At 66.7% G+C, this 26970-nt stretch carries 19 protein-coding genes and 1 riboswitch; of the genes, 12 read left to right on the top strand and 7 right to left on the bottom strand.

The features are described from left to right. The first annotated feature begins 5 nt into the window (after positions 1-5). Positions 6-2468, top strand: a complete 2463-nt coding sequence (locus H607_RS11255; RefSeq protein ID WP_051240556.1) for a putative bifunctional diguanylate cyclase/phosphodiesterase — start codon at positions 6-8, stop codon at positions 2466-2468. Here the strand turns inward: H607_RS11255 and H607_RS12825 are convergent. Further along, positions 2459-3115: a hypothetical protein gene (locus tag H607_RS12825; protein WP_051240555.1), complete on the bottom strand. Its 657-nt coding sequence runs from the start codon at positions 3113-3115 to the stop codon at positions 2459-2461. The two genes, H607_RS11255 and H607_RS12825, sit on opposite strands and share 10 nt — an antisense overlap. A 111-nt stretch (positions 3116-3226) precedes the next feature. Between H607_RS12825 and H607_RS11245 the strand changes: the two genes are divergently transcribed. The 5 genes from H607_RS11245 to H607_RS11230 all read left to right on the top strand — a co-directional run bounded on the left by H607_RS11245 (position 3227) and on the right by H607_RS11230 (position 12779). After that, positions 3227-3865: a TetR/AcrR family transcriptional regulator gene (locus H607_RS11245; RefSeq protein WP_051240554.1), complete on the top strand. Its 639-nt coding sequence runs from the start codon at positions 3227-3229 to the stop codon at positions 3863-3865. Beyond that, positions 3862-4992: an efflux RND transporter periplasmic adaptor subunit gene (locus H607_RS11240; RefSeq protein WP_037989223.1), complete on the top strand. Its 1131-nt coding sequence runs from the start codon at positions 3862-3864 to the stop codon at positions 4990-4992. The genes H607_RS11245 and H607_RS11240 overlap by 4 nt, the downstream gene beginning before the upstream one ends. Before the next feature lie 11 nt (positions 4993-5003). Beyond that, on the top strand, positions 5004-8126 hold the full coding sequence (locus H607_RS0101720) for an efflux RND transporter permease subunit (RefSeq protein ID WP_028874001.1): 3123 nt from the start codon (positions 5004-5006) through the stop codon (positions 8124-8126). Then, positions 8119-9591, top strand: coding sequence for an efflux transporter outer membrane subunit (locus tag H607_RS11235; protein WP_083961868.1), 1473 nt, complete (start codon positions 8119-8121; stop codon positions 9589-9591). The genes H607_RS0101720 and H607_RS11235 overlap by 8 nt, the downstream gene beginning before the upstream one ends. A gap of 95 nt (positions 9592-9686) precedes the next feature. Continuing rightward, positions 9687-12779 carry an EAL domain-containing protein gene (locus H607_RS11230; protein WP_083961867.1) on the top strand — a complete coding sequence of 1031 codons (3093 nt, stop codon included), beginning with the start codon at positions 9687-9689 and terminating at the stop codon, positions 12777-12779. Positions 12780-12782: 3 nt separating this feature from the next. Here the strand turns inward: H607_RS11230 and metH are convergent, their stop codons facing one another. The 6 genes from metH to H607_RS11225 all read right to left on the bottom strand — a co-directional run bounded on the left by metH (position 12783) and on the right by H607_RS11225 (position 20915). Next, positions 12783-16460 (bottom strand): methionine synthase, encoded by a 3678-nt coding sequence (gene metH, locus H607_RS0101705; protein WP_028874000.1) that lies wholly within the window; start codon positions 16458-16460, stop codon positions 12783-12785. Between the two features lie 53 nt (positions 16461-16513). Beyond that, a riboswitch (S-adenosyl-L-homocysteine riboswitch) is annotated at positions 16514-16580 on the bottom strand. Positions 16581-16589: 9 nt separating this feature from the next. Beyond that, entirely contained in the window at positions 16590-17735 is a 1146-nt protein-coding gene (gene hemW / locus H607_RS0101700) for a radical SAM family heme chaperone HemW (protein WP_028873999.1), read from the bottom strand. Beyond that, a complete protein-coding gene (gene rdgB, locus H607_RS0101695; protein WP_028873998.1) occupies positions 17732-18343 on the bottom strand; it encodes an RdgB/HAM1 family non-canonical purine NTP pyrophosphatase in 612 nt (203 codons plus the stop codon). Before rdgB ends, hemW begins: the two co-directional genes overlap by 4 nt. Then, complete coding sequence (gene rph / locus H607_RS0101690) at positions 18340-19053, bottom strand: ribonuclease PH (protein ID WP_028873997.1); 714 nt, start codon at positions 19051-19053, stop codon at positions 18340-18342. The genes rdgB and rph overlap by 4 nt, the downstream gene beginning before the upstream one ends. Before the next feature lie 3 nt (positions 19054-19056). Beyond that, complete coding sequence (locus H607_RS0101685; RefSeq protein WP_028873996.1) at positions 19057-19974, bottom strand: PP2C family protein-serine/threonine phosphatase; 918 nt, start codon at positions 19972-19974, stop codon at positions 19057-19059. After that, positions 19971-20915: a serine/threonine protein kinase gene (locus H607_RS11225; protein WP_083961865.1), complete on the bottom strand. Its 945-nt coding sequence runs from the start codon at positions 20913-20915 to the stop codon at positions 19971-19973. The genes H607_RS0101685 and H607_RS11225 overlap by 4 nt, the downstream gene beginning before the upstream one ends. A gap of 50 nt (positions 20916-20965) precedes the next feature. Between H607_RS11225 and H607_RS0101675 the strand changes: the two genes are divergently transcribed. The 6 genes from H607_RS0101675 (at position 20966) to cysS (ending at position 26954) form a co-directional block, all read left to right on the top strand. Continuing rightward, on the top strand, positions 20966-21829 hold the full coding sequence (locus tag H607_RS0101675) for a YicC/YloC family endoribonuclease (protein ID WP_028873995.1): 864 nt from the start codon (positions 20966-20968) through the stop codon (positions 21827-21829). Then, positions 21826-22452 (top strand): guanylate kinase, encoded by a 627-nt coding sequence (gmk, locus tag H607_RS0101670; protein WP_028873994.1) that lies wholly within the window; start codon positions 21826-21828, stop codon positions 22450-22452. The genes H607_RS0101675 and gmk overlap by 4 nt, the downstream gene beginning before the upstream one ends. Before the next feature lie 4 nt (positions 22453-22456). Next, positions 22457-22675: a DNA-directed RNA polymerase subunit omega gene (gene rpoZ / locus H607_RS0101665; protein ID WP_028873993.1), complete on the top strand. Its 219-nt coding sequence runs from the start codon at positions 22457-22459 to the stop codon at positions 22673-22675. 5 nt (positions 22676-22680) lie between these two features. Then, a complete protein-coding gene (locus H607_RS11220) occupies positions 22681-24915 on the top strand; it encodes a RelA/SpoT family protein (RefSeq protein ID WP_051240551.1) in 2235 nt (744 codons plus the stop codon). 83 nt (positions 24916-24998) lie between these two features. Further along, a complete protein-coding gene (gene dksA / locus H607_RS0101655) occupies positions 24999-25451 on the top strand; it encodes an RNA polymerase-binding protein DksA (protein WP_028873992.1) in 453 nt (150 codons plus the stop codon). Between the two features lie 42 nt (positions 25452-25493). After that, positions 25494-26954 (top strand): cysteine--tRNA ligase, encoded by a 1461-nt coding sequence (cysS, locus tag H607_RS0101650; protein ID WP_028873991.1) that lies wholly within the window; start codon positions 25494-25496, stop codon positions 26952-26954. Positions 26955-26970: the final 16 nt, after the last annotated feature.

Here is a 26970-nt window from a genome sequence, read left to right as displayed (position 1 = left end):
CAGCGATGCGCCGCCCGTTTCGCCTCTCTCTCGCCCTGCGCCTCGCTTCGCTCTTCTTGGCTTTGATCCTCGCCTTGCTGGGCGCCGAAGGTTGGCTCGGCTGGCGCAACGCGCGTGAACGGACGCTGGCCGACGCACAAGAACATTTACTGGGGAAGGCTGCCGCCCTCGTGCGCGCTGCCGAACACCATTGGGTCGAACAGCCCGATGAGGTGCGCGCCGACATCGAATTCCAGGCCGCTTCGCCCGGTCATCGCGCCACCCTGCTCACGGATGGACAAGGCCGTATCCTCGCCGCCCACCGGCAAGATTGGGAAGGGCTGACCTTGGCAGACGTTCTACCGGGACTTTCCTTGCCCCTTCCGCCCCCCACACTGGATGCCCTGCGCTGGTACACCCAGGGGGACGCCATGCTCCTGGCGATTCCGTGGATTTTCCCCGAAAAAGGAACCACGGCGACGGGGACGAGGCTTGGTTGGCTGATCCTATCCTACGATTTCCACACGCTCCTTGCCCAGCGCCTGACTGAGCACCGCCGTGCCCTCGCCTGGCACGCCGCCTTGCCGGTGGGCGTGATGCTCCTTCTTGGACTCTACATTCACTATCGCGGTGTCCGTCCGCTCGAAACCCTCACCCGAGCTCTGCGAGCGGCCTCCACCCCGAAGGGCTACCGCCCCCCCGAGCTGGGCAACGCCATCGCCGAAGTGCGCGCCCTGGGGGAAGCGATCGCCCAGGCCATGGCCTCGCTCGCCCGGCAGCAGGAGCGTTTGCGTCAGCTCGACGTCGCCATCGACGCCAGTCCCGCCCAGCTCGTCATCACCGATACCCAGCCCGCCATTGTCTACGTCAATCGCGCCTTCACCGAAGTCACCGGCTACCGCCCTGACGAAGTATTGGGCAAGAATCCGCGCATTCTCCAATCCGGCAAGACGCCGCGCGAAACCTACCTCGACCTGTGGACCCACCTCACGGCGGGCCGCCGCTGGAGCGGTGAGTTCATCAACCGGCGCAAGGATGGCAGCGAATACGTCGAATTTGCCACCATCGCTCCGGTGTTCGACGAAGAGGGGCACACCACGCACTACATCGCGGTCAAGCTCGACATCACCGAACAGCGTCGCATCACCGAACGCCTGTCGCACCTGCTCACCCATGACCCCCTTACGGGCCTGGCCAACCGCTCCCTGCTGCTCGAACGGATCGCGCTGCGGCTCGCCCAAGGGAAGAACGCGGGGCAAAATTTCGCCCTCATTCTCTTCGACATCGATGGTTTCCGTGAGATCAACGAACGCTGTGGCACCCGTGCCGGCGACGAGCTCCTCAAAGAGATTGGCTGCACGCTGGAGCGGACCCTTACGGCCAGCGACACGCTTGCCCGGCTCGAAGCCGACGAATTCGCCGTACTCACCGATGCCCAACCCAACGCTGCCGAAGCCGGAAACTTCGGCTGGCAGCTCGCCCGCACCATCGCCCATCTCCTGGAGAACGAAGTCCGGGCACGCCTCGCCGAGCGTCACCCCATCGAACGGCTGACCGCGGCCGCCGGTATCGCCGTGTTTCCGGACGAATTCGAGGAGGCCGAAGAAATCCTCGCGGCGGCAGCCTTGGCACTCCAGCAAGCCCGCATCGGCCGTCAGCCCGCAGCGGTGCGCGTCTATGAAAGCCTCAGTGCCGATCTGCTCGAGCGACGCTGCGCCATCGAACGAGGATTGCGCGAAGCGCTCGCGGGCCAAGGGTCGCATGTCCTCGAGCTCCACTATCAAGGGCAATTCGACTTCCGGCATCGTCCGCACGGAGCCGAAGCCTTGCTGCGTTTCACGCACGCCACCCTGGGGCGCATCTCTCCTCCGGAATGCATCGCCGTGGCCGAGCGCAGCGAACTCGTCTTCCTTCTGGGCTCGTGGATTCTGGGCACGGCGCTCACCGACGCCATAAATTGGCGGCGCAGCACGGGCTGGGACGGGACGCTCTCGGTGAACATTTCCCCTTTCGGCCTGCGCGATCCCCATTTCACGGAGCGCGTGCTCGAGCTCCTCCGGGCAAGTGGCCACCCGGGCGAGCGGCTCTTGCTCGAGATCACGGAAAGCACCGCCCTCGAGCGCCTCGAAGAAGTCGAGCGCATCATGCGCCGTCTGGCTGCTACCGGGATCCGCTGGTCGCTCGACGACTTCGGCACCGGTTTCTGCGGTCTGCACTACCTCGACCGCCTGCCCGTGGCCGAGATCAAGATCGACCCCTCGTTCGTGCAGCGCGCCCCGAGCGACGCCCGCGCGCGCCATCTCATCCACGCCATGGTCGAGGCTGCCACCGCCTTCTCCTGCCGAGTAGTCGCCGAGGGCGTGGAAGACGAGACCCAAGAGCGGGTACTCGCCGCTTGGCCCGATCTCCTGCTGCAGGGCTGGCATCTCGCCCGCCCCGAACCCGCGGAAGAATTCCTCCGCCGGCTCGGCTCATCCTCTCAGGGATAGCGCCGATTGCAGATGTCCACGCAGATGAGATAGACCTGCATGCAATCCACGGTGGTCTCGCCCACCTGCCCCCCTGCGGCCCGGCAATCGACCATCTGGTCGCCGCACACCTCGACGCAGCGGCTCCAATCGCGCTTGCTCCCTTCCGCGCTCTTGGCGAGCGACTCGACGATGCGCCGATAGCAGGCGGCCACCTCCACACGGCGCGGCTCCTCGGCCACGTAGCGCCAATCGCGGCGGCGCAGACCGTTGAGTGCCTTCTCGATGAGACCGATGTCGTCGGCCCGCACCCGGCCGTTGCGCACCAACCACTCCACCGCCTGGCAATCGAGCGAACGATCCTGCGCGACCGTACGGGGCGAGGGGGGCAAATAACCGGCCTGGATGCGAGCGCATTCATGGGCAAAGAGGAAGAGCCGAGCAGTGGGCCACAGATCGGGAAGCAACTGCGGGTTATGCACGATCACCGGCGTTCCATCGACGAGGCGCGTATCGAAGACGAGGCTGGACGTAGGATCCTCCTGAACCGCTACCGGCTGTCCTTTGGCGTCGGTGCAGCTACCGTATTCCTGGGCCGCTGCCCCCTGGCCCATCAGCGCGACCCACAAAAACGCCGCCGCCACCGCCCATCGCCGAATCGATTCCATCGTTTCCTCTCCATCATTTTGTTTCACTATAGCCACGATCGCCTCACCCCGCTTGTTCGCTACGGCGAAACAGATTAGACTAGACGGCCTAGTCTAACTCAAACCGACTTTGTGAGCGACGACACCCGACGAAAAATCCTCGAAGCGGCCAATGCCGTCTTCGCCGAACGTGGCTATCGTGCCTCGCTCGACGAGATTGCACGGCGCGCTGGCGTGGCCAAACAGACCGTATACCATTATTTCCCGAGCAAGGACGAGCTCTTCGCCCGCGCCGTCGAAACGATGGGGGAAGGGATTTTGGTCGCGCTCTACCCGCTCGAGGGCGAGACGCTGGCCGCTACCCTCACCCGCTTCGCCCGCACCTACCGCGAGCGGGTGCTCGCCGAACCCTGCATCGCTCTACACCGCCTGCTCGTGGCCGAAGCCCCGCGTTTTCCCGAGCTCGCCCGCACGGTTTATGAGGCCGGTGTCGGTGAAACCGTGCGCCATCTCGCCGCGCTGCTCGGCCGCGCCATGGACGAAGGGCAGCTGCGTCGCGACGATCCCCATTTTGCCGCCGAACTGTTGCTCAGCATGCTCACCGGTGCCGAGCGCACGCGCCGGCTCTATGAAGCTCAGCGTCCGGGCAGCAATGCGTCCGCTGCCCAGACCGCCGCGCACATCGTCTCCCTCTTTCTGCGCGCCTACCACCCCGAAGAACCGATAAAATCGGCGGTTTCACCGTCGTCCCCCAGGAGTACGACCCCATGAGAACCCCTTCCATTTTCCGATCGACGCTCCTTGCCGTTCTCGTCTTCGCCGCTGCCGCCTGCAGTCGCGACGGCGCCGATGCGGCCAAGAATCAAGCCGCCGCCCCCCCTCCGCCCGAAGTCGCGGTGATCGAAGCCCGCTACGGCAGCGCCGTGCTGCGCCGCGAACTCCCCGGCCGGCTCGAAGCCTACCGCACGGCCCAGGTGCGCGCCCGCGTCGAGGGCATCCTGGAAAAGCGCTTTTTCGAGGAAGGCAGCGACGTGAAGGAAGGGCAGCTGCTCTACCGCATCGAACCGCGCACCTACCAGCGCGCCTTTGAAGCCGCCAAAGCCGACGTCGCCACGGCCAAACTCCTGGTGGAACGCTACCGTCCGCTGGTGAAGATCAACGCCATCAGCCAGCAGGAGTTCGATTCGGCCGAAGCCGCTTGGAAGCAGGCCGAAGCGAAGCTCGCGCAGGCCGCGCTCGACCTGGAGAACACCCGCGTCCCGGCGCCGATTTCCGGGCGCATCGGCCGCTCGCTCGTCACCGAAGGTGCGCTGGTGGGCAAAGGCGAACCGACGCATCTGGCCACCATCGAGCAGATCGATCCGATCTACGTCAATTTCACCCAGCCCAGCGCCGAGCTGCTCGCCCTGCGTGAGGCGCTGCGCTCCGGGCAGTGGAAGGAGGCCGATCGCAGCAACGTCGAGATCGTGCTCGACAACGGCAAGACCTACCCCATCCCAGCCAAGCTCCTCTTCGAGGACGTCACCGTCGACCCCAACACTGGCGCCGTGCTGATGCGCGCACTCGCCAAGAACCCACAGCATGAACTGCTGCCGGGCATGTTCGTGCGCGTGCGCCTGCCGCAGATGCAGATGGACAAGGTCATCACCATCCCGCAGCGCGCGGTGCAGATCAACCCCCAAGGGCACTTCGTCATGGTGGTCGACGCCAACAACATGGTCGCACCCCGCGCGATCAAGGTGGGCGGCATGAGCGGCACCGACTGGGTCGTGCTCGAAGGCCTTCAGGAAGGCGACAAGGTGATCGTGGAAGGTCTGCTCAAGGTACGCCCCGGCGCTCCTGTCAAGCCCATTCCCTGGCAGCCGAAGGCCGCGCCCGCGCCGGCCGCCGCGAAGTGAGGGGCTGAACCATGTCCGTCAATTATTTCATCGACCGACCGGTCTTCTCCTGGGTCATCGCCCTGGTGATCCTGCTCGCCGGCAGTCTGGCGCTACGTTCATTGCCGATCGCCCAGTACCCGGAGGTAGCCGCACCGGCACTCGTCATCTCTGCCTCCTATCCCGGTGCCTCGGCCGACGTGATCGAGCAAACCGTCGTCACGCTCATCGAAGAGCAGATGAACGGCATCGAACACCTCATCTACATGGACTCCCAATCGGAGCTGGGGCAGGCCACGATCAACCTCACCTTCTGGCCGGGTACCGACCTCGACATCGCTTCGGTGGAGGCGCAGAACCGCATCAAGCAGATCGAGGCCCGGCTGCCGGACGACGTGCGCCGCCTGGGCTATAGCGTGAAGAAGGCGCGGCGCAACTATCTCATGTTCGTCTCGCTCTTCTCGCCGGACAATTCGCTCAACTACGTCGACCTCGCGAGCTTTGCCGCCGCCAACGTGCTCGATCCCGTCCTGCGCGTCCCGGGCGTGGGCGATGCCACACTCTTCGGCTCGGAATACTCCATGCGGCTGTGGGTGTCGCCGGCCAAGCTCGACAGCTACCACCTCACCACGGGCGACGTCGTCAATGCCGTCGCGGCCCAAAACGTGCTGCTGCCGGTGGGCGAAGTCAATGCGCCTCCTGCCATGCCCGGCATGGAATACGCCGCCACCATCGTCACGCGCGGCCGGCTGAAAACGCCGGAAGAGTTCGGTGAGATCGTGGTGCGTGCCCAGCCGGACGGCTCCATCGTCCGGGTGAAGGATGTCGCCCGCGTCGAACTCGGCGCCCAGGATTACAACATCTACTCTCGCCTCAACGGCCAGCCCAACGCCGCCATCGGCATCAAGCTCGCCCCGGGCTACAACGCGCTCGAGACGGCCCAACGGGTGCGGGCCCAAGTGGAGCAGCTCGCCAAGTACTTTCCGCCCGGGATCGACTGGACCGTCCCGTACGACACCACGCCGTTCATCAACGTCTCGATCAACGAAGTGGTACATACCCTCTTCGAAGCCGTGGTGCTCGTCTTCATCGTGATGTACCTCTTCCTCGGCAACCTGCGCGCCACCATCATCCCGACCATCGTCGTGCCGGTGTCGCTCGTGGGCGCCACGGTTGGACTGTGGATGCTGGGCTACTCCATCAACGTGCTCACGCTCTTTGCCATGGTGCTCGCGATCGGGATCGTGGTCGACGACGCCATCGTGGTGGTGGAAAACGTCGAGCGGGTCATGGCCGAGGACAAGCTCCCGCCACGCGAGGCGGCGCACAAGGCGATGTCCCAGATCGTGGGGGCCATCATCGGCATCACGCTGGTGCTCACCTCGGTCTTCATCCCCATGGCCTTCTTCCCGGGGTCGGTGGGCGTGATCTATCGCCAGTTCTCGGTCACGCTCGTGCTCTCCATGCTCTTCTCGGCCCTCATGGCGCTCACCCTCACCCCGGCGCTGTGCGCATCGATCCTCAAGCCGCACGCCGAAGGGCATGGCGAGCGGGGATTCTTCGGCTGGTTCAACCGGGGCTTTCTCGCCACCACCACCGGCTATGTCGCCACGGTGCGCCAGCTCCTCACCCGTCCCTGGCGCCTGATGATCCTCTATTTGATCATCATTGCCGCCACCGGCTGGCTCTTCACCAAGCTGCCCACCGGCTTCCTGCCCGACGAAGACCAAGGCTACTTCATCACCATGGTGCAGCTGCCGCCGGGCGCAACGCAAGAACGTACCCAAGAAATCGTCTCACAGGTCGAGAAGTACTACCTCTCGCAGCCCGAGGTGAAGAATACCATCGGCATCGTCGGTTTCTCTTTCTTCGGTCGCGGTCAGAACGCCGGCCTCGTCTTCACCCGGCTCAAGGACTGGAGCGAACGCAAGGCGCCCGAATCCGCCGCGCAGGCGCTCATCCTCAAGGCCAACCGCGCCTTCTTCCCTCTGAAAGAAGCGATCGTCTTCGCCATCAACCCGCCGGCCATCCCGGAGATGGCATCCATCGGCGGTTTCGACTTCCGGTTGCAGGACCGCGCCGGGCTCGGTCGCACCACGCTCTATGAGGTCAAGGACCAGGCTCTGCAGCTGGCGGCCCAGGACAAGCGGCTCTACAACGTGCGCATGGAAGGTATGCCGCCCGGGCCGCAACTGATGCTCGACATCGACCGTGACAAGGCCGAAACGCTGGGCGTCTCTTCCGCCGTGCTCAACCAGACGCTGCAGGCGATGTTCGGCGTGGCCTACATCAACGACTTCGAGCGCCAGGGGCGCATCCTGCGGGTGCAGATGCAGGCCGATCCGATGACGCGAATGACGCCCGAAGAGATGCTGCAGGTGCCGGTGCGCAACAACCAGGGCGGCATGGTCAAGCTCTCCGAGCTCGTCAAGACGCGCTGGCTCATCGGTCCGCCACGGCTCGACCACTACAACGGTCTCCCCTCGGTCAAGCTCACCGGCCTGCCGGCTCCTGGCGTGTCGAGCGGCGAGGCGATGCAAGCGATGGTCGAGATCGCCGAAAAGCTCCCGGTCGGCATTGGCTATGAATGGTCGACCACTTCGTTCGAAGAGAACCTCTCCGGCTCGCAGGCGCCGATGCTCTTCTCCATCTCGCTCATCGTCGTCTTCCTGTGCCTGGCGGCGCTCTACGAGAGCTGGTCGATCCCCTTCGCCGTGCTGCTGGTGGTTCCGCTGGGGGTGTTCGGCGCCTTGCTCGCGGTCCACCTGCGCGGGCTCGCCAACGACGTCTACTTCAAGGTCGGCCTGGTGGCCATCATCGGGCTCTCCGCGAAGAACGCCATCCTCATCATCGAGTTCGCCAAGGAACTGCAGGAAAGCGGCAAGAGCCTGCTGGAGGCTGCCTCCGAAGCGGCTCGGCTGCGCTTCCGTCCGATCCTCATGACCTCGATCGCCTTCATCGTCGGGGTGCTGCCGCTGGCCATCTCCACCGGCGCCGGCGCCCAGGGACGTCACGCCATCGGCACCGGCGTCATGGGCGGCATGATCAGCGCCACCGTGCTCGCCGTCTTCCTCGTCCCGATCTTTTTCGTGGTGGTGCGGCGCTTCTTCCCCGGCAAACCCGCTGCTGCCGCCCAGGAGTCCCAACATGCGTAAGCTTCGTTCCTCCCCGCTCGCGCTCGCGCTGCTTCTCGCCGCCGGCGGCTGCTCGATGATGCCCGACTATTTCCGGCCCGCGCCCCCCGTGAGCGACCAGTGGCCGGCTTCGGTCGACCCCCGCGGCGAACGCGACATCGCCGACATGCCCTGGCAGGAATACTTCCCCGACCCGCGCATGCAGGCGCTCATCGCCGCCGCGCTGGAGAACAACCGCGACCTGCGCGTGGCGGTAGCCCGCGTCGAAGAGGCACGCGCCCAGTACCGCATCCAGCGCGCCGACCGATTCCCCAACATCGGGGCGAGCGCCTCCGAGGCCGCCCAGCGGGTGCCGCACGACCTCTCATCCACAGGGCGGTCCATGGTGCAGCACCAATACGACGTCGGAGCGAATCTCCTCTCCTTCGAGCTCGACTTCTGGGGACGGGTGGCGAGCCTCACCGAAGCCGCCCGCCAGCAGTACCTCGCCACCGACGAAGCGCAGCGCGCCTTCCGCCTCTCGCTGATCTCGGACGTGGCCAACGCCTACCTCTCCCTCAAGGAGGCCGAAGAGAGCCTGATGCTCGCCAAAGAGACCCTGCGCACGCGTGCCGACATGCTCAATCTGGTCGGCGAGCGGCGCAACGTCGGCGTCGCTTCCGAACTCGACTACCTGCAGGCACGCGGCTCCTACGAGACCGCGCGTGTGGCCGTCGAGCAGCTCGACCAGCAGCGCGTGGCCGCCGAAAACTACCTGCGCCTGGTGATCGGTACCGACCGCAGCGACTGGCCTCAAGGGCGCAGCCTGCGCGAGCAGGACCTGATCGGCAATTTCGCCGTCAACGTCCCCTCCGAAGTCCTTCTGCGCCGCCCGGACGTGCGCGCCGCCGAGCGCCAGCTCATCGCCGCCAACGCCAACATCGGCGCGGCGCGCGCCGCTTTCTTCCCCCGCATCACCCTCACCGGCATGCTCGGCACCGCCAGTGCCGCCTTCAGTGGACTTTTCGATGCGGGCAGCGCCGCCTGGACCTTCCAGCCGATGCTCACCCAGCCGATTTTCGACGCGGGCCGCACCCAGGCGAACCTGGACTTGGCAGTGGTGCGCAAGAACATCGCCGTGGCGCAGTACGAGAGCACCATCCAGCAGGCCTTCCGCGAGGTGGCTGACCTCCTCTCGGCGCGCGAGCGCATCGCCCGCCAGCTCGACGCCCAAATGATGCTCGAACGCACCCAGCAGCAACGCCTCGCCCTTACCGAGGCGCGCTACCGCGAGGGCATCACGAGTTTCCTCGAAGTGCTCGACGCGCAGCGCGACGCCTACCAGGCCTCACAGGCGGTGATCTCCACCCGCCGGCAGCTGCTCTCGGCCGCGGCCCAACTCTACAAGGCGCTCGGCGGCAGCCGCGAATTCGAGGGTGAACCGATCGTGGCCGCCGCAAACGCTGCGGCTTCCCAGGAGACGAAACAGACCGCAACCGGCGAGTAACCTCCCCTCTCCGCATCTTTGAAGAGGGTGCTCGGGCACGCCGGCCCCCGTTCTCCCTAGCCTATAATGGAAAAAAGCATGGGGGAGAGGGGACGATGACCGGCCGCCGCCTGAGGCCATCCCGGGATGCGATGTGCTCGCGGCTGCGCCGCTGCCTCGTCCGATGCGTGATTCTGCCAGCGATGCTCTTCTCGCTGCGCCCGATCTGGGCGCAGCAGCTGCCAGACCCTCTGCGGCAACATGCCGTACCGGCGCTCCTCATCGCGCCAGACGATGGGCGCATCCTCGATGCGAACGAGGCCGCGATCGCCTTCTACGGCTATCCCGTCGAGCGGCTGCTCGGCGGCATGACGATCCAAGAGATCAACCAACTCTCGCCCGAGGAAGTGCAGCGCGAGATGGACGAGGCGCGCCGTCAGCGGCGCAATTTCTTCGTCTTTCCTCACCGTCTCGCCTCGGGACGGATCGTCGCCACCGAAGTCTACTCGAGTCCGGTACAGATCGACGGGCGCACCTATCTGCTCTCGCTGGTCCTGCCCGAGACACGGGCGAGTCTCCTGCAGACCGAACTGGAGCGCTACCAGAACCGGCTCGAGGAGCTCGTGGCCGAGCGCACGGAGGCGCTGCGCCGTACCGAGGCGGCGCGCCGCGAGATTCTCGGCGGCGCGGTGATCGGCCTGGGACTGCTGCTCGTGCTGCTCGGGGCGGCCTATCTGCGGCTGCGGCGCGCCCAGCATCGGACGCGGCAGCTGGCCGAGGAGCTCGAACTCGCCCTCGAGGGAGCGGGACTCGGCCGCATCCTGTGGGACGTGGAGCAGCGCATCGCCACCTTCTGCCCCCGGAGCCAGCGCATTCTCGGCCTACCCGGCGAGCGCCCGATCGACGTGCCGCTCGAAGAATGGGTGGCGATGATCCATCCCGAGGATCGGGAGCGAGTGCATAAGGCAGTCGTCGAACACATCAACCGCACACGTCCCAACGTGGACCTGCGCTACCGCATCCGTCACGCCGACGGCGGCTGGCGCTGGATCGAGACCTGGGCCCGCGCCGTCGACAGCGACGTGGAAAGCGCCCGGATCCGGCGTATCGCCGGGCTGGTGCGCGACGTCACCGATGCCGTGCAGCTGGAAGAATCCCAGCGCATCGCCGCCAGCGTCTTCCACGCCCTCGCCGAGGGCGTGGTGGTCACCGATACCGATCTCATGATCCTGGAAGTCAACGATGCTCTGCTGCGCATGACCGGTTTTTCACGCGAGGAAGTGATCGGCAAGCCGATCGCGCCGTGGCGCTCGAATCGGCACGACCAGGCTTTCTACGACGCGATGTGGGCCACGCTGCGGGCGAGCGGCAGCTGGCACGGCGAAGTGTGGAACCAGACCAAATCTGGTCAGCCGCTGCCGACGCTGCTTACCATCTCCACCGTGTACGACGAACGGCACCGACCGATCCGCTACGTCGCAGCGATGCAGGACATCACGGCGCTCAAGGCACAGCAGCAGATGCTCGAACGCCTGGCCTACCACGACGAACTCACGGGGCTACCCAATCGGGTGCTCCTCAACGACCGCCTGGCGCAGGCGCTCGCCGCCGCCCGGCGCCACGGTACCGCGGTGGCGGTAGCCTACCTCGACCTGGACGGTTTCAAGCCGATCAACGACCGCTGCGGCCACGACGTCGGCGATGACGTGTTGCGGCTCACTGCCCGACGCCTACAAGGGGCGCTGCGCGAGACCGACACGCTCGCGCGCATCGGCGGTGACGAGTTCGTCGCCGTGATCACCGATCTCCCTTCGGCCGAAGCCTGGGTGCCGATCGTGGAGCGCATGCTCTCTGTCACCCGCATGCCGATCAAGTACGGCGACGAACTGCTGCAGCTCACCACCAGCATCGGCGTCACCATCTACCCCGAAGACGACGCCGACCCCGAAGTGCTGCTGCGCCACGCCGATCTCGCCCTCTATCAGGCAAAGCAGGCCGGCAAAAATCGCTATTGCCGGTTCGACGCCAAACTCGACCGCGAGCAGCAGGCGCGTCGCTCCCTGAGCCAGGCGGTGATCGAGGGCATCGAACGGGAAGAATTGCGGCTCTATCTGCAGCCGCGCGTGGAGCTGGCGAGCGGACGCATCGAAGGCGCGGAAGCCCTGGTGCGCTGGCGGCATCCCACGCGAGGACTCCTCGCTCCCGGTGCATTCATCCCAGCGATCGAGAACGACGAGGCAATCGTGCGGCTTGGCAACTGGGTGCTCGAGCGGGCGTTGGCGCAGCTCACCGACTGGACGCGCCAAGGACGGCAATGGCTCGTCTCGGTCAACGTCGCGCCGCGCCAACTGCTCGATCCGACTTTCCCTCGTCAGCTCGAGGAACGGCTCAAACGCTATCCCGATGCCGCGCCGCAACGGCTGGAGCTGGAAATCGTCGAATCGAGCGCGCTCGACGCCGGCCTGGGCATCGAGCAGTTGATGATCCAATGCCGATCATTGGGGGTACGCCTGGCGATCGACGATTTCGGCAGCGGCTACTCTTCGCTCGCCTACCTCAAGCGCGTACCGGCCCATTCGATCAAGATCGACCAGACTTTCGTCATCCATCTGCTCGACGAGACCGACGACTATCGCATCGTCGAGGCCGTGCTCGAACTCGCCCGCACCTTCGACCTGCACTGTGTCGCCGAAGGGGTGGAAACGCTCGAGCACGGCGAATACCTCTTGCGACTCGGTGCCGACGTCGCCCAGGGCTATGGCATCGCCCACCCCATGCCGCAAGCCGACTTCACCAACTGGGCGCTACGCTGGCAGCAACCGCCGCAATGGGCGCGCTGGCGCGATACCTTGGCCAACCCCCTGTGCCGGCAGATGACGCGCTTCGAGCTGTGCCACCGCCACTGGTTCGCCCGACTCGAATACCACCTCCGCGACGGCATCGCGACACCACCCCCGCAGCTCGATCCGCACCGCTGCGACTTCGGCCGCTGGCTCGACGGTGAAGGACGGGAGATCCTGGGCACCCAGGCCGAATTCTCCGCCATCGTGCACACGCACGAAACGATGCACCGCGCGGCGCAAAAACTGGTCACTGCGGCGAACGCCGGCGCCCCATCCCTCGAATTGCGCGAGGAAGTCACCGCCCTGCAGCGCGAACTCATCGCTCGCCTGCAGACGCTCGCGCTCACCCTACCGTACCGCGGCTGACCTCTACAAAATGGGCGCGAGCCAGCGCCGCGCCTCCTCGGGCGCCATGCCGCGCCGCCGCGCCCAGTCGGCGAGTTGATCTTCCCCGATCTTGGGAATGGCGAAGTAGCGCGACTCGGGGTGGCTGAAGTAGAACCCGGCCACGCTCGCGGCCGGGCGCATGGCATAGTGCTCGGTGAGCGTCATGCCGGCACGCGCGGGCGCATCGAGCAGCGCGAACAAGTCGCCCTTCACCGTGTGATCGGGGCAGGCCGGATAGCCCGGCGCCGGGCGGATGCCGCGGTAGCGCTCGGCCACCAGCTCCTCGGGCGAGAGCCGCTCCTCGGGCGCGTAGCCCCAGTCTTCCCGCCGCACCCGCTCGTGCAACCACTCGGCGCAGGCTTCTGCCAGCCGGTCGGCGAGCGCCTTCAGCAAGATGGCGTGGTAGTCGTCGTGCGCCGCCTCGTACTCGGCCAGTTTCTCCTCGATGCCATGCCCCGCGGTCACGGCAAACGCCCCGATCCAGTCCGGCACCCCCGTCTCCTTCGGGGCGATGAAATCGGCCAGGCACAGGTTTGGCTGCCCCGGTGGGCGCTCATGCTGCTGCCGCAGACCGTTCCACACCATGGCGAGCGCATGGCGCGATTCGTCGGTGTAGATCTCGATGTCGTCACCCAGGCTCGCCGCCGGGAAGAGCCCCCACACCGCGCGCGCCTTCAGCCACCCTTCGCGCACGAGCACCTCCAGCAGGGCGCGCGCCTCGCCATAGACCTGGCGCGCCGTCTCGCCCACCACCGGGTCTTCCAGGATTTGCGGGAAACGCCCGGCCAGATCCCAGGTCTGGAAAAACGGCCCCCAGTCGATGTAGGGCACGAGTCGCCCGAGCGGCACCTCCTCGGCGAATACCCCCAAGCGGCGCGGGCGCGGCGGGGTGTAGGCCGTCCAGTCGGTGCGAAACGCGTTGGCACGCGCGGCCTCCAGCGGCAGCAGGGTGTAGCCGGTCTTGGCGGCATGGCGTTCGCGCACGCGCGCGTAGTCCTCCCGCACCTGGGCGACGTACGCCTCACGCTCGCCGGGCGAGAGCAGCGCCGAGACCACCCCCACCGCCCGCGAGGCATCGGGCACGTACACCACCGGCCCCTCGTAGTGCGGCGCGATCTTCACCGCCGTGTGGGTGCGACTCGTCGTCGCCCCGCCGATCAAGAGCGGCACCGTGAAGCCCTGCCGCTGCATCTCGGCGGCCACGTGCGCCATCTCCTCGAGCGAGGGAGTGATGAGGCCGGAGAGCCCGATCGCATCCGCCTTCAGTTCACGCGCCGCGGCGAGGATCTTCTCGCACGGCACCATCACGCCCAGGTCGTGCACCTCGTAGCCGTTGCAGGCGAGCACCACGCCCACGATGTTCTTGCCGATGTCGTGCACGTCCCCCTTCACCGTGGCGAGCACGAGGCGCCCTTTGGTATGCCCGCCCGTCTTCGCCTTCTCCGCCTCGATGTAGGGCAGCAGGTGCGCCACCGCCAGTTTCATCACCCGGGCGGACTTCACCACCTGCGGCAGGAACATCTTGCCCGCACCGAAGAGATCTCCCACCACGTTCATGCCGGCCATGAGCGGCCCTTCGATCACCGCGAGCGGCCCCTTGCCTTCGACGGCAAAGCGCGCGCGCAGCTCCTCGGTGTCCTCGACCACGTGCTCGGTGATGCCCTTGACGAGTGCATGCTCCAGACGCTTTTCCACCGGCCAGGAGCGCCATTCCTGCACTGCTTCCGCCTTGGCCTCGCCCGTCTGCAGGGTCTGGGCGTAGGCCACCAGCTCCTCGGCCGCCCCGGGGCGGCGGTTGAGCACCACGTCCTCCACGAGCTTGCGCAGCCGCGGCTCCAGCTCGTCGTAGATGCCCAGCTGCCCGGCATTGACGATGCCCATGGTGAGTCCGGCACGGATGGCGTGATAAAGGAAGACCGTGTGGATGGCTGCGCGCACGGTCTCGTTGCCGCGAAAGGAGAACGAGACGTTGGAGATGCCGCCGCTCGTCTTGGCGTGCGGCAGATGTCCGTGGATCCAGCGCACCGCCTCGATGAAATCGACGGCGTAGTTGTCGTGTTCGGGAATCCCCGTGGCGATGGCAAACACGTTGGGGTCGATCACGATGTCCTCGGGCGGAAACCCGTCGGCCACCAGCAGCCGATAGGCGCGCTCGGCGATCTCGATCTTGCGCGCGAAGGTATCCGCCTGACCGCGCTCATCGAAACACATCACCAGCACCGCCGCACCATAGCGCCGCGCGAGCCGCGCCTGCGCGAGGAACGTCGCCTCCCCTTCCTTGAGCGAGATCGAATTGACGATGCCCTTGCCCTGCAGGCATTTGAGCCCCGCCTCGATCACCTCCCACTTGGAAGAATCGACCATCACCGGCACGCGCGCGATATCCGGCTCCACCGCCACCAAGCGCAAAAAGCGCGTCATCGCCGCGACGGAATCGAGCATCGCCTCGTCCATGTTGACGTCGATCATCTGCGCACCAGATTCGACCTGCTGGCGCGCCACCGACAGCGCCTCGTCATACTTCTCTTCGAGGATGAGGCGGGCGAACTTCTTCGAGCCGGTCACGTTGGTGCGCTCGCCCACGTTCACGAAGAGCGAATCCGGCCCGATCTCGAAGAGATCGAGCCCCGCGAGCCGCATCACGGGCTTCGCCTGGGGCAGCGGGCGCGGCGCGCGACCGGCCACGGCCTGTGCGATCGCCGCGATGTGCGCCGGGGTCGTGCCGCAGCAGCCGCCCACCAGATTCACCCAACCCGCCTCGACCCAGGAGACGATCTCCGCGGCGAGCGCCTCGGGCGTCTCGTCGTAGCCGGTGGGCGAGAGGGGATTGGGCAGCCCCGCGTTGGGGTGGGCCGAGACGAAGGTGGTGCAGATGCGCGCGAGCGTCTCCACGTGCGGACGCAGCTCGCGCGCCCCCAGGGCGCAGTTGAGCCCGAAGGTGAGCGGACGCGCGTGCGCGAGCGAAGCCCAAAACGCCTCCGGCGTCTGCCCCGAGAGCGTGCGCCCGGCCGCATCGGTGATGGTGCCGGAGATCATCACCGGCCAGCGCCGGCCATGCTCTTCGAAGAGACGCTCAAGCGCAAAGACCGCCGCCTTGGCGTTCAAGGTATCGAACACCGTCTCGATGAGCAGCAGATCCGCCCCGCCCTCCACCAGCGCGCGCGCCGACTCCAGATAGTCGGCCGCGAGCGTGTCAAAGTCGATGGCGCGAAAACCGGGATCGTTCACGTCGGGGCTCAACGACAGCGTCTTCGAAGTCGGACCGATGACTCCGGCCACGAACCGGGGTTTGTCCGGCGTACTGTACTCGTCGGCGAGCGTCCGGGCGAGCCGCGCGGCCTCCCGGTTGATCTCGTAGGCGAGATGCGCCAGACCGTAGTCGGACTGCGACGTGCGCGTGGCGTTGAACGTGTTGGTCTCGATCACGTCCGCCCCGGCTTCCAGATAGGCACGGTGGATCTCCCCGATCACCTCGGGCCGCGTGAGCACCAGCAGATCGTTGTCGCCTTTGAGCTCCACCGGGTGATCCTGCAGCCGCTCGCCGCGAAAATCGGCCTCGGTGAGCCGATACTGCTGGATCATGGTACCCATGGCGCCATCGAGCACCAGCACGCGCTCGCGCAGCAGGCGCGTGAGTTCCTCGGTCCGGTCCGCTTGCATGCCTCTTCCCTCCACAAAAAGCAAGACGCCCGTGAAGCCTGGCGGCAGCCGGGGCCTCACGAGCGTCGTTGTTCTCTCCGAGCCTGGCGGCGCGACGCCGCTGCAACGCTCCTCGGAAAGCCTCGTATTCTACGGCAAGAATTCCTCGAGCAGGCTGTTGAGCAAACGCCAGCCGCGTTCGGTAGGGGCGATGCGCCAGGCGAGCGGTTCGACCAGACCTTGCGCTTCGAGCCGCGCCCAGCGCGGTGCGAGCGCCTCCAAGGGAAGACCCGTGCGCGCCGCGAACCACTCCCGCGGCACCCCCGCGCGCAGCCGCAGCGCGTTCATGAGGAACTCGAAGGGCAGCGCCTCGGGTGCCACCGCCGTCTCTTCCTGTACGAAGGGCGCGCGGGCGGAGAGATAGCGGCGCGGATGCTTGTGCTTCATGCGTCGCACGATACCCTCGGGCGTGCTGAGCTTGCCGTGCGCCCCCGGCCCCACGCCCAAGTAATCGCCGAAACTCCAGTAGTTGAGGTTGTGCCGGCAGGCTTCGCCTGGCAGGGCCCAGGCCGAGACCTCGTAATGAACGAAGCCTGCACGCGTAAGGCGATGTTCCACTGCCTCCTCGATCGCCATCATTTCCTCGTCGGCGGGCAAGATCGGGGGCGCAGCGGCAAAAGGGGTATTGGGCTCGATCGTGAGCTGATAGCAGGAAAGATGCGTCGCCCCGCCGGCGAGCGCCGCTTCCACGTCCGCGAGCGCCGCCGCCGGGCTCTGGCCGGGCAGGCCGATCATCAGATCGACGTTGACGCGCGCGAATGTGCGCACCGCCGCCGCGAGCGCGGCGTGCGCCTGGGCGCCGTCGTGGATGCGTCCCAGCCGGCGCAAAGCGGCATCGTCGAAACTCTGCACCCCCAGCGAGAGCCGGTTCACCCCTGCGGCGGCATAAGCCGCGAAGCGCTCCGCTTCGAAGGTGCCGGGATTGGCCTCCAGCGTGACCTCGGCGTTTGGCGCGAGCGGCAAGCACTGCCGGATCGCCTCGAGCAAGCGCGCGAGCGCCTCGGCCGAGAGCAGGCTCGGTGTGCCGCCGCCAAAGAAGACCGTCTCGATCGGCCGCCCGCCCGCCCGCCCGGCCTCGGCCTCGAGGTCGGCCTCCAGCGCCGCGAGGAATTCCGCCTCCGGCACCTCGCCCGCGAGCGGATGCGAATTGAAATCGCAGTAAGGGCACTTGCGCACGCACCAAGGCACGTGCACGTAAAGCGATAGCGGCACTCGCGCCGGATCGAGCGTGCTCAAGCGCCCTCCCGCGCGAGCCGCGCCCGCAGCCGGCGCAAAGCCCGGCCGCGGTGGCTCAGGCGATTCTTCTCCTCGGGGGCGAGCTCGGCCGCGGTCTTGCCCCATTCGGGCAGATAGAAGAGCGGATCGTAGCCGAAGCCGCCCTCCCCGCGCGGTGCCGTGAGGATCTCTCCCCACCAGCGTCCCTCGGCCACGAGCGGCAGAGGATCGTCCGCCGTGCGCAGAAAGACCACGCAGCTATAGAAAAACGCCCGCCGTGCCGCTCCTTCCAGGTCCTGCATCGCCGCGAGCAGCGCCGCGTTGTTGCGCGCATCCGACCGGGGCTCACCGGCGAAGCGCGCCGAGCGCACCCCGGGCGCCCCGCCGAGCGCCGGCACCGCCAGGCCCGAGTCGTCGGCGATCGCCGGCAGACCGGAGGCGGCCGCCGCATGCCGCGCCTTGGCGAGCGCATTCTCCAAAAAAGTGGGGTACGGTTCCTCGGCCTCCGGAATACCCAGCGCCCCTTGCGCCAGCACCTCCCAACCGAGCGGCGCGAGCAGCGCCTCGAGCTCGGCCGCCTTCTTCGCGTTGTTGCTCGCGAGCACCACCCGCCACTTGCCCGAACTCACGCCCGGCTCTCCCGCTGGACGGCGAGCAACTCGCCGATACCTTTCTCGGCGAGTGCAAGCATCGCCTCAAGCGCACTCCGGTCGAATGCCCCATGCTCGGCCGTGCCCTGCAATTCGACGAAACCGCCCGCGCCGGTCATCACCACGTTCATGTCGGTGTCGCAGGTGGAATCCTCGGCGTAATCGAGGTCGAGCAGTACCTCTCCTCCCACGAGCCCCACCGACACCGCTGCCACCTGGTCGCGCACGGGGGAAGCTGAGAGTACCCCTCGCGCCACCAGCGCATCGCACGCATCGGCAAGCGCCACCCAGGCCCCCGTGATCGCCGCCGTGCGCGTACCGCCGTCGGCCTGCAGCACATCGCAATCGAGCACGATCTGCCGCTCCCCGAGCGCCGCCAGATCCACCACCGCGCGCAGCGAACGCCCGATCAGGCGCTGGATCTCCAGCGTGCGCCCGCCTTGTTTCCCTTTGGCCGCCTCGCGCGGCGTGCGCGTATGCGTGGCCCGCGGTAGCATTCCGTATTCGGCCGTCACCCAGCCCTGCCCCGTCCCTTTGAGAAAAGGCGGCACGGATTCTTCCACGCTCGCGGTGCACAGCACCCGCGTGCGCCCAAACGACACCAGCACCGAGCCTTCGGCGTATTCCGTAAACCCCCGTTCGATGCGCACCGGACGCAGTTCGTCGGTGCGCCTGCCATCATGCCTCATGCCTCATCCCTTGAATTTCTGGATCGTCTCGTTGATCTCGCGGATCGCCCGTTCGATCTCCTCGTTGTCGAGGGGTTCCGCCGGGAAACTCGGCGGCTGCTGCGGCAGGGAAAAAGCCGTCGTCACCTGGTCGAGCGCCATGGTCTCGGTGGATACCGTATCCGGCGCCAAGGCAGGCTCGCCCTCCTCCCAGCGCATGGCAATGAGCGAGACGTTGTCCGAGCTGGGCCCCGCCTCCATTTCCGCCTGCTCCACCAACTCGGGCACCACCCTCATGAGCGGCCCGCGCGCGAGACGCTCGGCGATCTCCTCGTCGTCGAGCACCCCCCACAACCCGTCGGAACACAGGGCGATCACGTCCCCCGGCTGCAGCACCGTCCGGCGGCCGAAGTCGATGTGCGGCAAGGTTTCCCCGCCGAGCGAGCAATAGAGGCGGTTACGGCTCTCGTGCGTGCGCAATTGGGCTTCGCTGAGCACCCCTTGCTCGATCAGGAGCTGTGCGTGCGAATGGTCGATCGTGCGCGTGAGCACCTTGCCGCCACGGAGGTGATAGAGCCGAGAATCGCCCACGTGCGCCCACCAGGCATAGCCCCCTTCCTGCACGAGGCAGGTAACGACCGTCGCCCGGGGATTCCCCTCGATGTGATTCACCCGAGCGTATTCCAGGATGGCATAGTGCGCATTGATGATCGCCTGCGACAGGAAACTCAAGGGATCCTCGACGCGCGGCTTGGCCGATAACCGGAACGCCTGGATGAGACTCTGCAACGTGATCTGGGCCGCCACTTCGCCGGCTGCGTGCCCTCCCATGCCGTCGGAGAGCACCATGAGGAGCGCCTCGCGCGAATAGGCATACCCTACCCGATCCTCGTTCACCGGCCTTCCACCCACGCTCGTGGCCTGATGGATGGAGAATTTCATCGGTCGACTCCTTCAGGAAGAGACGGCATCAGCGAGCGATACTCGGTGGCGGCCACCAAGAACGGCACGTAGGCCGACAGCACCTTCTGCACCGCATAGGCACTCTGCGGTCGTTTCTCGGGATCGAGCTGCATCAGGTCGACGATGAGATCGATCAACTCCGGCGTATAGTGCTCCCGATAGGGTTCGATGCGCTGCGGCAGATCATCCTTCTCCTGCCGCGCCTCCGCCCGCGGCGGCGCTTGCCCGGTGACACAGGTATAGAGCGTGGCCCCGAAACTGTAGAGATCGGTCCACGGCCCAATGAGCTCACGCTTGCCGGTGAGTTGCTCGGGGGGCGCATACCCAGGAGTAAACATCGTACGCACCCATTCCTGGTCGGACGACAAGCTCTGGCGCGCCGAGCCGAAGTCGATCAACACCGGATCGCCGTTACGGCGCAGGTAGATGTTGGCCGGCTTCAAGTCGAGGTGCAGCAGCTTGTGCGTATGCACCTCGCGCAACCCCGAGAGCACCCGCAATCCCATCGCCCGGATGAAACTCTCGCGCAGCCCACCCTTTTTCTGGCGGATGTACTGCAAGAGCGTGCGCCCCTCCTCGTACTGCATCACCATGTAGACGGTCTGGTTCGCGCGAAAAAAGTTGAGCACCCGGATCACGTTGGGGTGGTTGATGCGCGCGAGCGACCGCCCCTCTTCGAAAAAGCACTTCAGCCCGAAGAGAAAAGCCCGCTCACAATCGGGCAGGATCTCCGGCTCGATCTCACCCTCTTCCCGTCGCGCCAGGGTATGCGGCAGATACTCCTTGATCGCCACCGTCTTCCCCTCGCGATCGCGCGCGCGATAGACGAAGGAAAACCCCCCTTTGGCGAGCAGATCGACGATGCGGTAGCCCTCCACGAGCCACCCCTCGGGCAACGGAGCGTTTTGTTGTGTCGACATGGTCTGACCGGGTATGATAAACCGCCTCGGACGAAGCGTGGAATGACTCAATGATACACAGTATGACGGGGTTTGCCAGTGCGCAAGCCCAAATCGGCCCCCGGCTCGTGCGCCTCGAACTGCGCAGCGTCAACGGCCGATTCCTCGATCTCTATTTCCGCCTCCCCGAAGACTGGCGATCCTTCGAGCCGCTGCTGCGCGAACGCCTGCAAAAAACGCTCGGTCGCGGCAAGGTCGAATGCCGGCTCGACGTACAAAGCGCGCCCGTGCAAGCGGCGCTCACGCTCGATTCCACCGCCCTGCAGGCGCTCGCCCTCACCCAGACCGAGATCCATCGCTTCCTCCCCGAAGCGGCCTCCCTCACGGCGGGCGAGATCCTGCGCTGGCCCGGTGTGGTGCGCGAACCCGAGCTCGACCCCGAGGAAACGCAGCGGCGCCTGCTTGAGCTGCTCGAGACAGCGCTCGCCGAACTCCTTGCGCACCGCGCCCGCGAGGGCGAGGCGCTCGCCGCCGCCATCCGTGAACGGGCCACGGCCATCGCCGAGCTCGTCGAGCGCGCCCGCGCGCTCGCCCCCGAAGCCGTCGAAGCGCAACGGCAAAAGCTCCTCGATGCCCTCGCCGCCCTGGGCCAGACGCCCGATCCCCAGCGCGTGGAGCAGGAAGTCGCCCTCGTCGCCCAGCGCCTCGACGTCGCCGAAGAGCTCGACCGCCTCTCCTCCCACCTCCAAGAGCTCGAACGCACGCTCGCCCGCGGCGGCCCCGTCGGCAAACGGCTCGACTTCCTGCTGCAGGAATTCAACCGCGAAGCCAACACCCTCGCCTCCAAGGCTGGCAGCCTGGCGCTGTCGCGCCTCGCGCTCGAGATGAAAGTGCTCATCGAACAAATCCGCGAACAAGTGCAGAACCTCGAATGAACGAGCAGCCCCTCGGCACCCTCTACATCGTCACCGCCCCCTCCGGTGCCGGCAAGACCACCCTCGTGCATGCCGTGCTCGAACGCGAGCCGGGGCTTGCGCTCTCCGTCTCCTACACCACCCGTCCGCCCCGCCCGGGCGAAATCGACGGGCGCGACTACCGTTTCGTCGGCAAAGAAGAATTCCTGCGCCTGCGCGATGGCGGCGAACTTCTCGAATGGGCCGAAGTCCATGGAAATTACTATGGCACCTCTCGCACGTGGATCGAAGCCCAACTGCAGCAAGACCGCGACGTGCTGCTGGAAATCGATTGGCAAGGCGCACGGCAGGTGCGCCGGATCTTCCCGCAGGCCGTGAGTGTCTTCATCCTGCCGCCTTCGATCGACACGCTGGAGGCCCGGCTGCGCCATCGCGGCACCGACAGCGAAGCCACCATCGCCCGGCGTCTGGCCGCGGCCCGCGAAGAGATGCGCCATGTCGAAGAATTCGACTACGTTATAATCAACGATCGGCTCGAGCGCGCCATCGACGAGCTCACCGCCGTCGTGCGCGCCGCGCGCCTGCGGCTGCCGGTGCAAAAGCGCCGCCACGCCGCCTATTTCGCCCAACTCCTACAGGAATGACCCCATGGCCCGCATCACCGTCGAAGACTGCCTCAAAAACATCCCCAACCGCTTCGAGATGACGCTTGCCGCCGCCGCCCGCGCGCGCCAGCTCGCCATCGGCGCCGAACCGCTCGTTCCGCTCGATCGCGGACGCGAACGCGATAAACCCACCGTCATCGCACTGCGCGAGATCGCCGCGGGCAAAGTCGGCCGCGACATCCTCGACCGCGCCCAGAGCTAAGCCCCATGCCCGCCGCCGAGACCCTCTGCCCTCCCCTCGCAGCCTCCTCGGCGGAAGCACCTTTCGTCCACGTCGAGCTCCCCGAGAGCTACGGCGCCCTGCGCGACAAGCTCCTCGGCTACCTTCCCCCGGAGGAGGTCGAGCGCATCGACGACGCCGCCCGCTTCGCCGCCTGGTCGCACCAAGGCCAGAAGCGGGCGAGCGGCGAACCCTACATCACCCACCCCATCGCCGTCGCCTCCATCGTCGCCGACTGGAAGCTCGACGCCGCCGCCATCGCCGCCGCGCTCCTGCACGACGTGATGGAAGACGCGCACATTCGCAAGAGCGAACTCGCGCACCGCTTTGGCCCGGTGGCGGCCGAGCTCGTCGACGGCCTCACCAAGATCGAACGGCTCGAGAGCCAAAGCCTCGAAGACAACCAGGCGGAAAACTTCCGCAAGATGCTGCTCGCCATGGCGCGCGACCTACGCGTCATCCTCATCAAGTTGGCCGACCGCACGCACAACATGCGCACGCTGGGTGCCGTCGCCCCGGCCAAGCGCCGCCGCATCGCGCAGGAAACCCTCGAGATCTACGCCCCCATCGCCAACCGGCTCGGGCTCAACACCCTCTTTCGCGAACTCCAAGACCTCGCCTTCCAGCACCGCCACCCTTGGCGCCATGCCGTGCTCGCGCACGCCGTCGAAGCCGCGCTCGGGGCGCGTGACGAACTCCTCGACAAGATCCGTACCCTCATCGAACGCCAGCTCATCGTCTGGGGTGTGGAAGCCCACATCAGCAGTCGGCGCAAACATCTCTACTCCATCTACCAGAAGATGCGCACCAAGCACCTGCGCTTCGAGCAGGTGCTCGACCTCTTCGGCTTTCGCATCGTCGTGCCCGACGAAAAAAGCTGCTACCTCGCCATCGGCGCGCTGCACGCCGCCTTCAAGCCGGTGCCCGGCAAGTTCAAGGATTATCTCGCGCTCCCCAAACCCAACGGCTACCAGTCGCTGCACACCACCGTCATCGGCCCGCAGGGCATTCCCGTCGAAATCCAGGTGCGCACCCAGATGCAGCATCGACTCGCCGAAGACGGCGTGGCCGCCCACTGGATCTACAAAGACGCCGGCGAGCGCGTCGACGCCTTCGAGCGCCAGACCCACGCCTGGCTGCAATCGCTCGTGCAGCTGCAATCGAACGACCCCGAAGCACGCGACTTCCTCGAAAGCTTCAAGATCGATCTCTACCCCGACGAAGTTTTCGTCTTCTCCCCTCGCGGCGAGATCTTCGCCCTGCCGCGCGGCGCCACCCCCGTCGACTTCGCCTACGCCATCCACACCGACGTCGGTCACCGCTGCATTGCCTGCCGCATCAACGGCGAACTCATGCCGCTGCGCACCGAGCTCGCCAACGGTGACCGGGTCGAAATCATCACCTCCTCCTACCCCAGCCCCAACCCCGCCTGGCTCAACTACGTGCGCACCGCCAAGGCCCGCGCCGAGATCCGTCACTTCCTGCGCCACCAGAAAAACGAACAGGCCATCTCGCTCGGCGAGCGCATGCTCGACCAGGCCCTGCGCCCGCGCGGCCTCACGCTGGGGCAGATCAGCGTCTTCGCCTGGGATCGCCTCTTGCGCCAGCACACCGGCCGCAGCAAAAAGCAACTCCTCGAAGACATCGGCCTAGGGCACCTCAACCCGGCGCAGATCGCCGAAGAGCTCACCCACGCGCAAGACCTCGAATCCGGCCGCCCCGGCGTGCTCAAACCGCGCGCCGCCGGCCCCGTCCTCATCCGCGGCGACGAAGGCCAGGCCGTCGTCTTCGCCCGCTGCTGCCACCCGCTGCCCGGCGACCCCATCGTCGGCCTCCTCAGCAAGGGGCACGGGCTGGAAATCCACCGCCACGACTGCCCCCGGCTGCGCCGCCAGGGCGGCGAACGGCGCTGGATCGACGTCGACTGGGATCCCGACCGCCCCGAAACCACCCGCTTCGAAGTGGGCCTGCGCGTGCTCGCCCGCGACGCCGTCGGCATGCTCGCGCGCATCACCGCCGCCATCGCCTCCGAGCACGGACACATCCTCGCCGTGCAGATGGAAGCCCACCAGGGACTGTATCTCGCCATCTCCTTCACCCTGCAAGTCGCCGACCGCATCCACCTCGCCCGCATCATGCGGGCGATCCGTCGCGTGCCCGAAGTCGTGCGCCTGCAACGCGGCTTCGACGCCCAAGGAAGCATCCCCCGAGCCGAACCCTGAACCGCGCCACCCTTCCCAAGCAGCGCCAAGCCCATTACAATCGCGCACGCCCGATTCGACCCGAGGCACACCGGAGAGGAACGATGAATACGACCAACATGACGCAAGAAACCCTCGAAGACGACGACATCCCCACGGTGGAGGAGCTGCTGGCCATGCCCGAAGAGGAATACATGTCGCCGCGCCAGCTCAAGTTTTTCAAGCATCTCCTGCTCGAAGAAAAGCGCAAGCTGCTGGAAAAAGCCGCCGAGACCACGCAATCCCTCCAGCAGGAGAACGAGGTCACGCCCGACTGGACCGACCGCGCCACCATCGAGGAAGAGCAGGCGCTCGAGCTGCGCGTGCGCGACCGCGAACGCAAGCTCATGAAGAAGATCGACGAGGCGCTCGAACGCATCGAGAAAGGCACCTACGGCTGGTGCGAAGAAACCGGCGAACCGATCGGCATCAGACGCCTGCTCGCCCGCCCCACCGCCACCCTCTGTCTCGAAGCGCAGGAACGGCACGAGCGCCTGGAAAAACTGCAAGGCGGCTGAGCCACCGCCCCCTTTCGTTTCCGACCACCGCCGGAGAGACCGTTGGAGCTATTCCTGCACGACACGCTCACGCAAGACAAGCGCCGTTTCGAGCCGCTCGACCCCGCTCGGGTGACGATGTACGTCTGCGGCCCCACGGTCTATAACTACATCCACATCGGCAACGCCCGGCCGGTGGTCGTCTTCGACACCCTCTTCCGCCTGCTGCGGCTCTTCTACCCCCAGGTCGTCTACGCCCGCAACATCACCGACATCGACGACAAGATCAACGCCGCGGCCCAAGCCGAAGGCGTGCCCATCCGGGAACTGGCCGAACGCTACGCGCGTGCCTTCCACGAAGACATCGCCCGGCTCAACGCGCTGCCGCCCACCGTCGAGCCCTACGCCACCGACCACATCCCCCAGATCATCGCCCTCATCGAGCGGCTCATCGCGCGGGGCCACGCCTACGTCGCCGAAGGGCACGTGCTCTTCCACGTCCCGTCCGACCCCCACTACGGCATCCTCTCCAAACGCAAGCGCGAGGAACTCATCGCCGGCGCGCGCATCGAACCCGCCCCCTACAAGCGCGACCCAGCCGACTTCGTGCTGTGGAAACCCTCCCCGCCCGAACTCCCCGGCTGGGACAGCCCCTGGGGCCGCGGCCGCCCCGGCTGGCACATCGAATGCACCGCCATGATCGAGACCCACCTGGGCGAGACCATCGACATCCACGGCGGCGGGCAGGACCTCATCTTCCCCCACCATGAAAACGAGATCGCCCAGGGCACCTGCGCCCACGGCGGGCACATCTACGCCCGCTACTGGGTGCACAACGGCTACCTCACGATCCACGGCGAGAAGATGTCCAAGTCTTTGGGCAACTTCCGCACCGTGCGCGAACTCCTCGCGCACACTCCCGGCGAAGTCTTGCGCTATGCGCTCCTCTCCGGCCACTACCGCAAACCGCTCGACTTCACCCCCGAGCTGCTGGAACAATCGCTGCACGCGCTCGACCGGCTCTACACCACCCTCGCGCTCACCGAATCCGTTCCCTCCGCCCCGATCGACCCCCAGGCCGCGGCCGAGCGCCTGGAGCTCTCCCCCGAGCGGCGCGCCGCGCTCACCCCTGATGCGCTGCCGCACGGGCTCGGCGCCGCGCCCGAGTTCGTCGCCGCGCTCGCCGACGACCTCAACACCCCCCAGGCGCTGGCGCTTTTGCACGAAACCGCCGCGCTGCTGCGCAAAGCCCCGACCCCCGAGCGCAAGCGGGAATTCCTCGCCGCCGCCGAGCTCCTGGGGCTACTCACCGACACGCCGCAGTCCTGGCGTCGGCGCCTGCCTGCCCAAGGGGAAGAAACGCTCAGCGAAGAACGCATCGAAGCACTGATCGCCGAGCGCGCCGCCGCCCGCCGCGCCCGCGACTTCGCCCGGGCCGATGCCATCCGCGACGAGCTCAAGCGCGCCGGCATCCAGATCGAAGACACCGCGAGCGGCACCACCTGGCGCCGTGCGCTTTCATAGCGCGTTCTACGAGGAG

Source organism: Tepidiphilus margaritifer DSM 15129 (genome assembly GCF_000425565.1).
Lineage (GTDB): Bacteria > Pseudomonadota > Gammaproteobacteria > Burkholderiales > Rhodocyclaceae > Tepidiphilus > Tepidiphilus margaritifer.
This window is presented reverse-complemented; position numbering and strand designations above follow the sequence as displayed.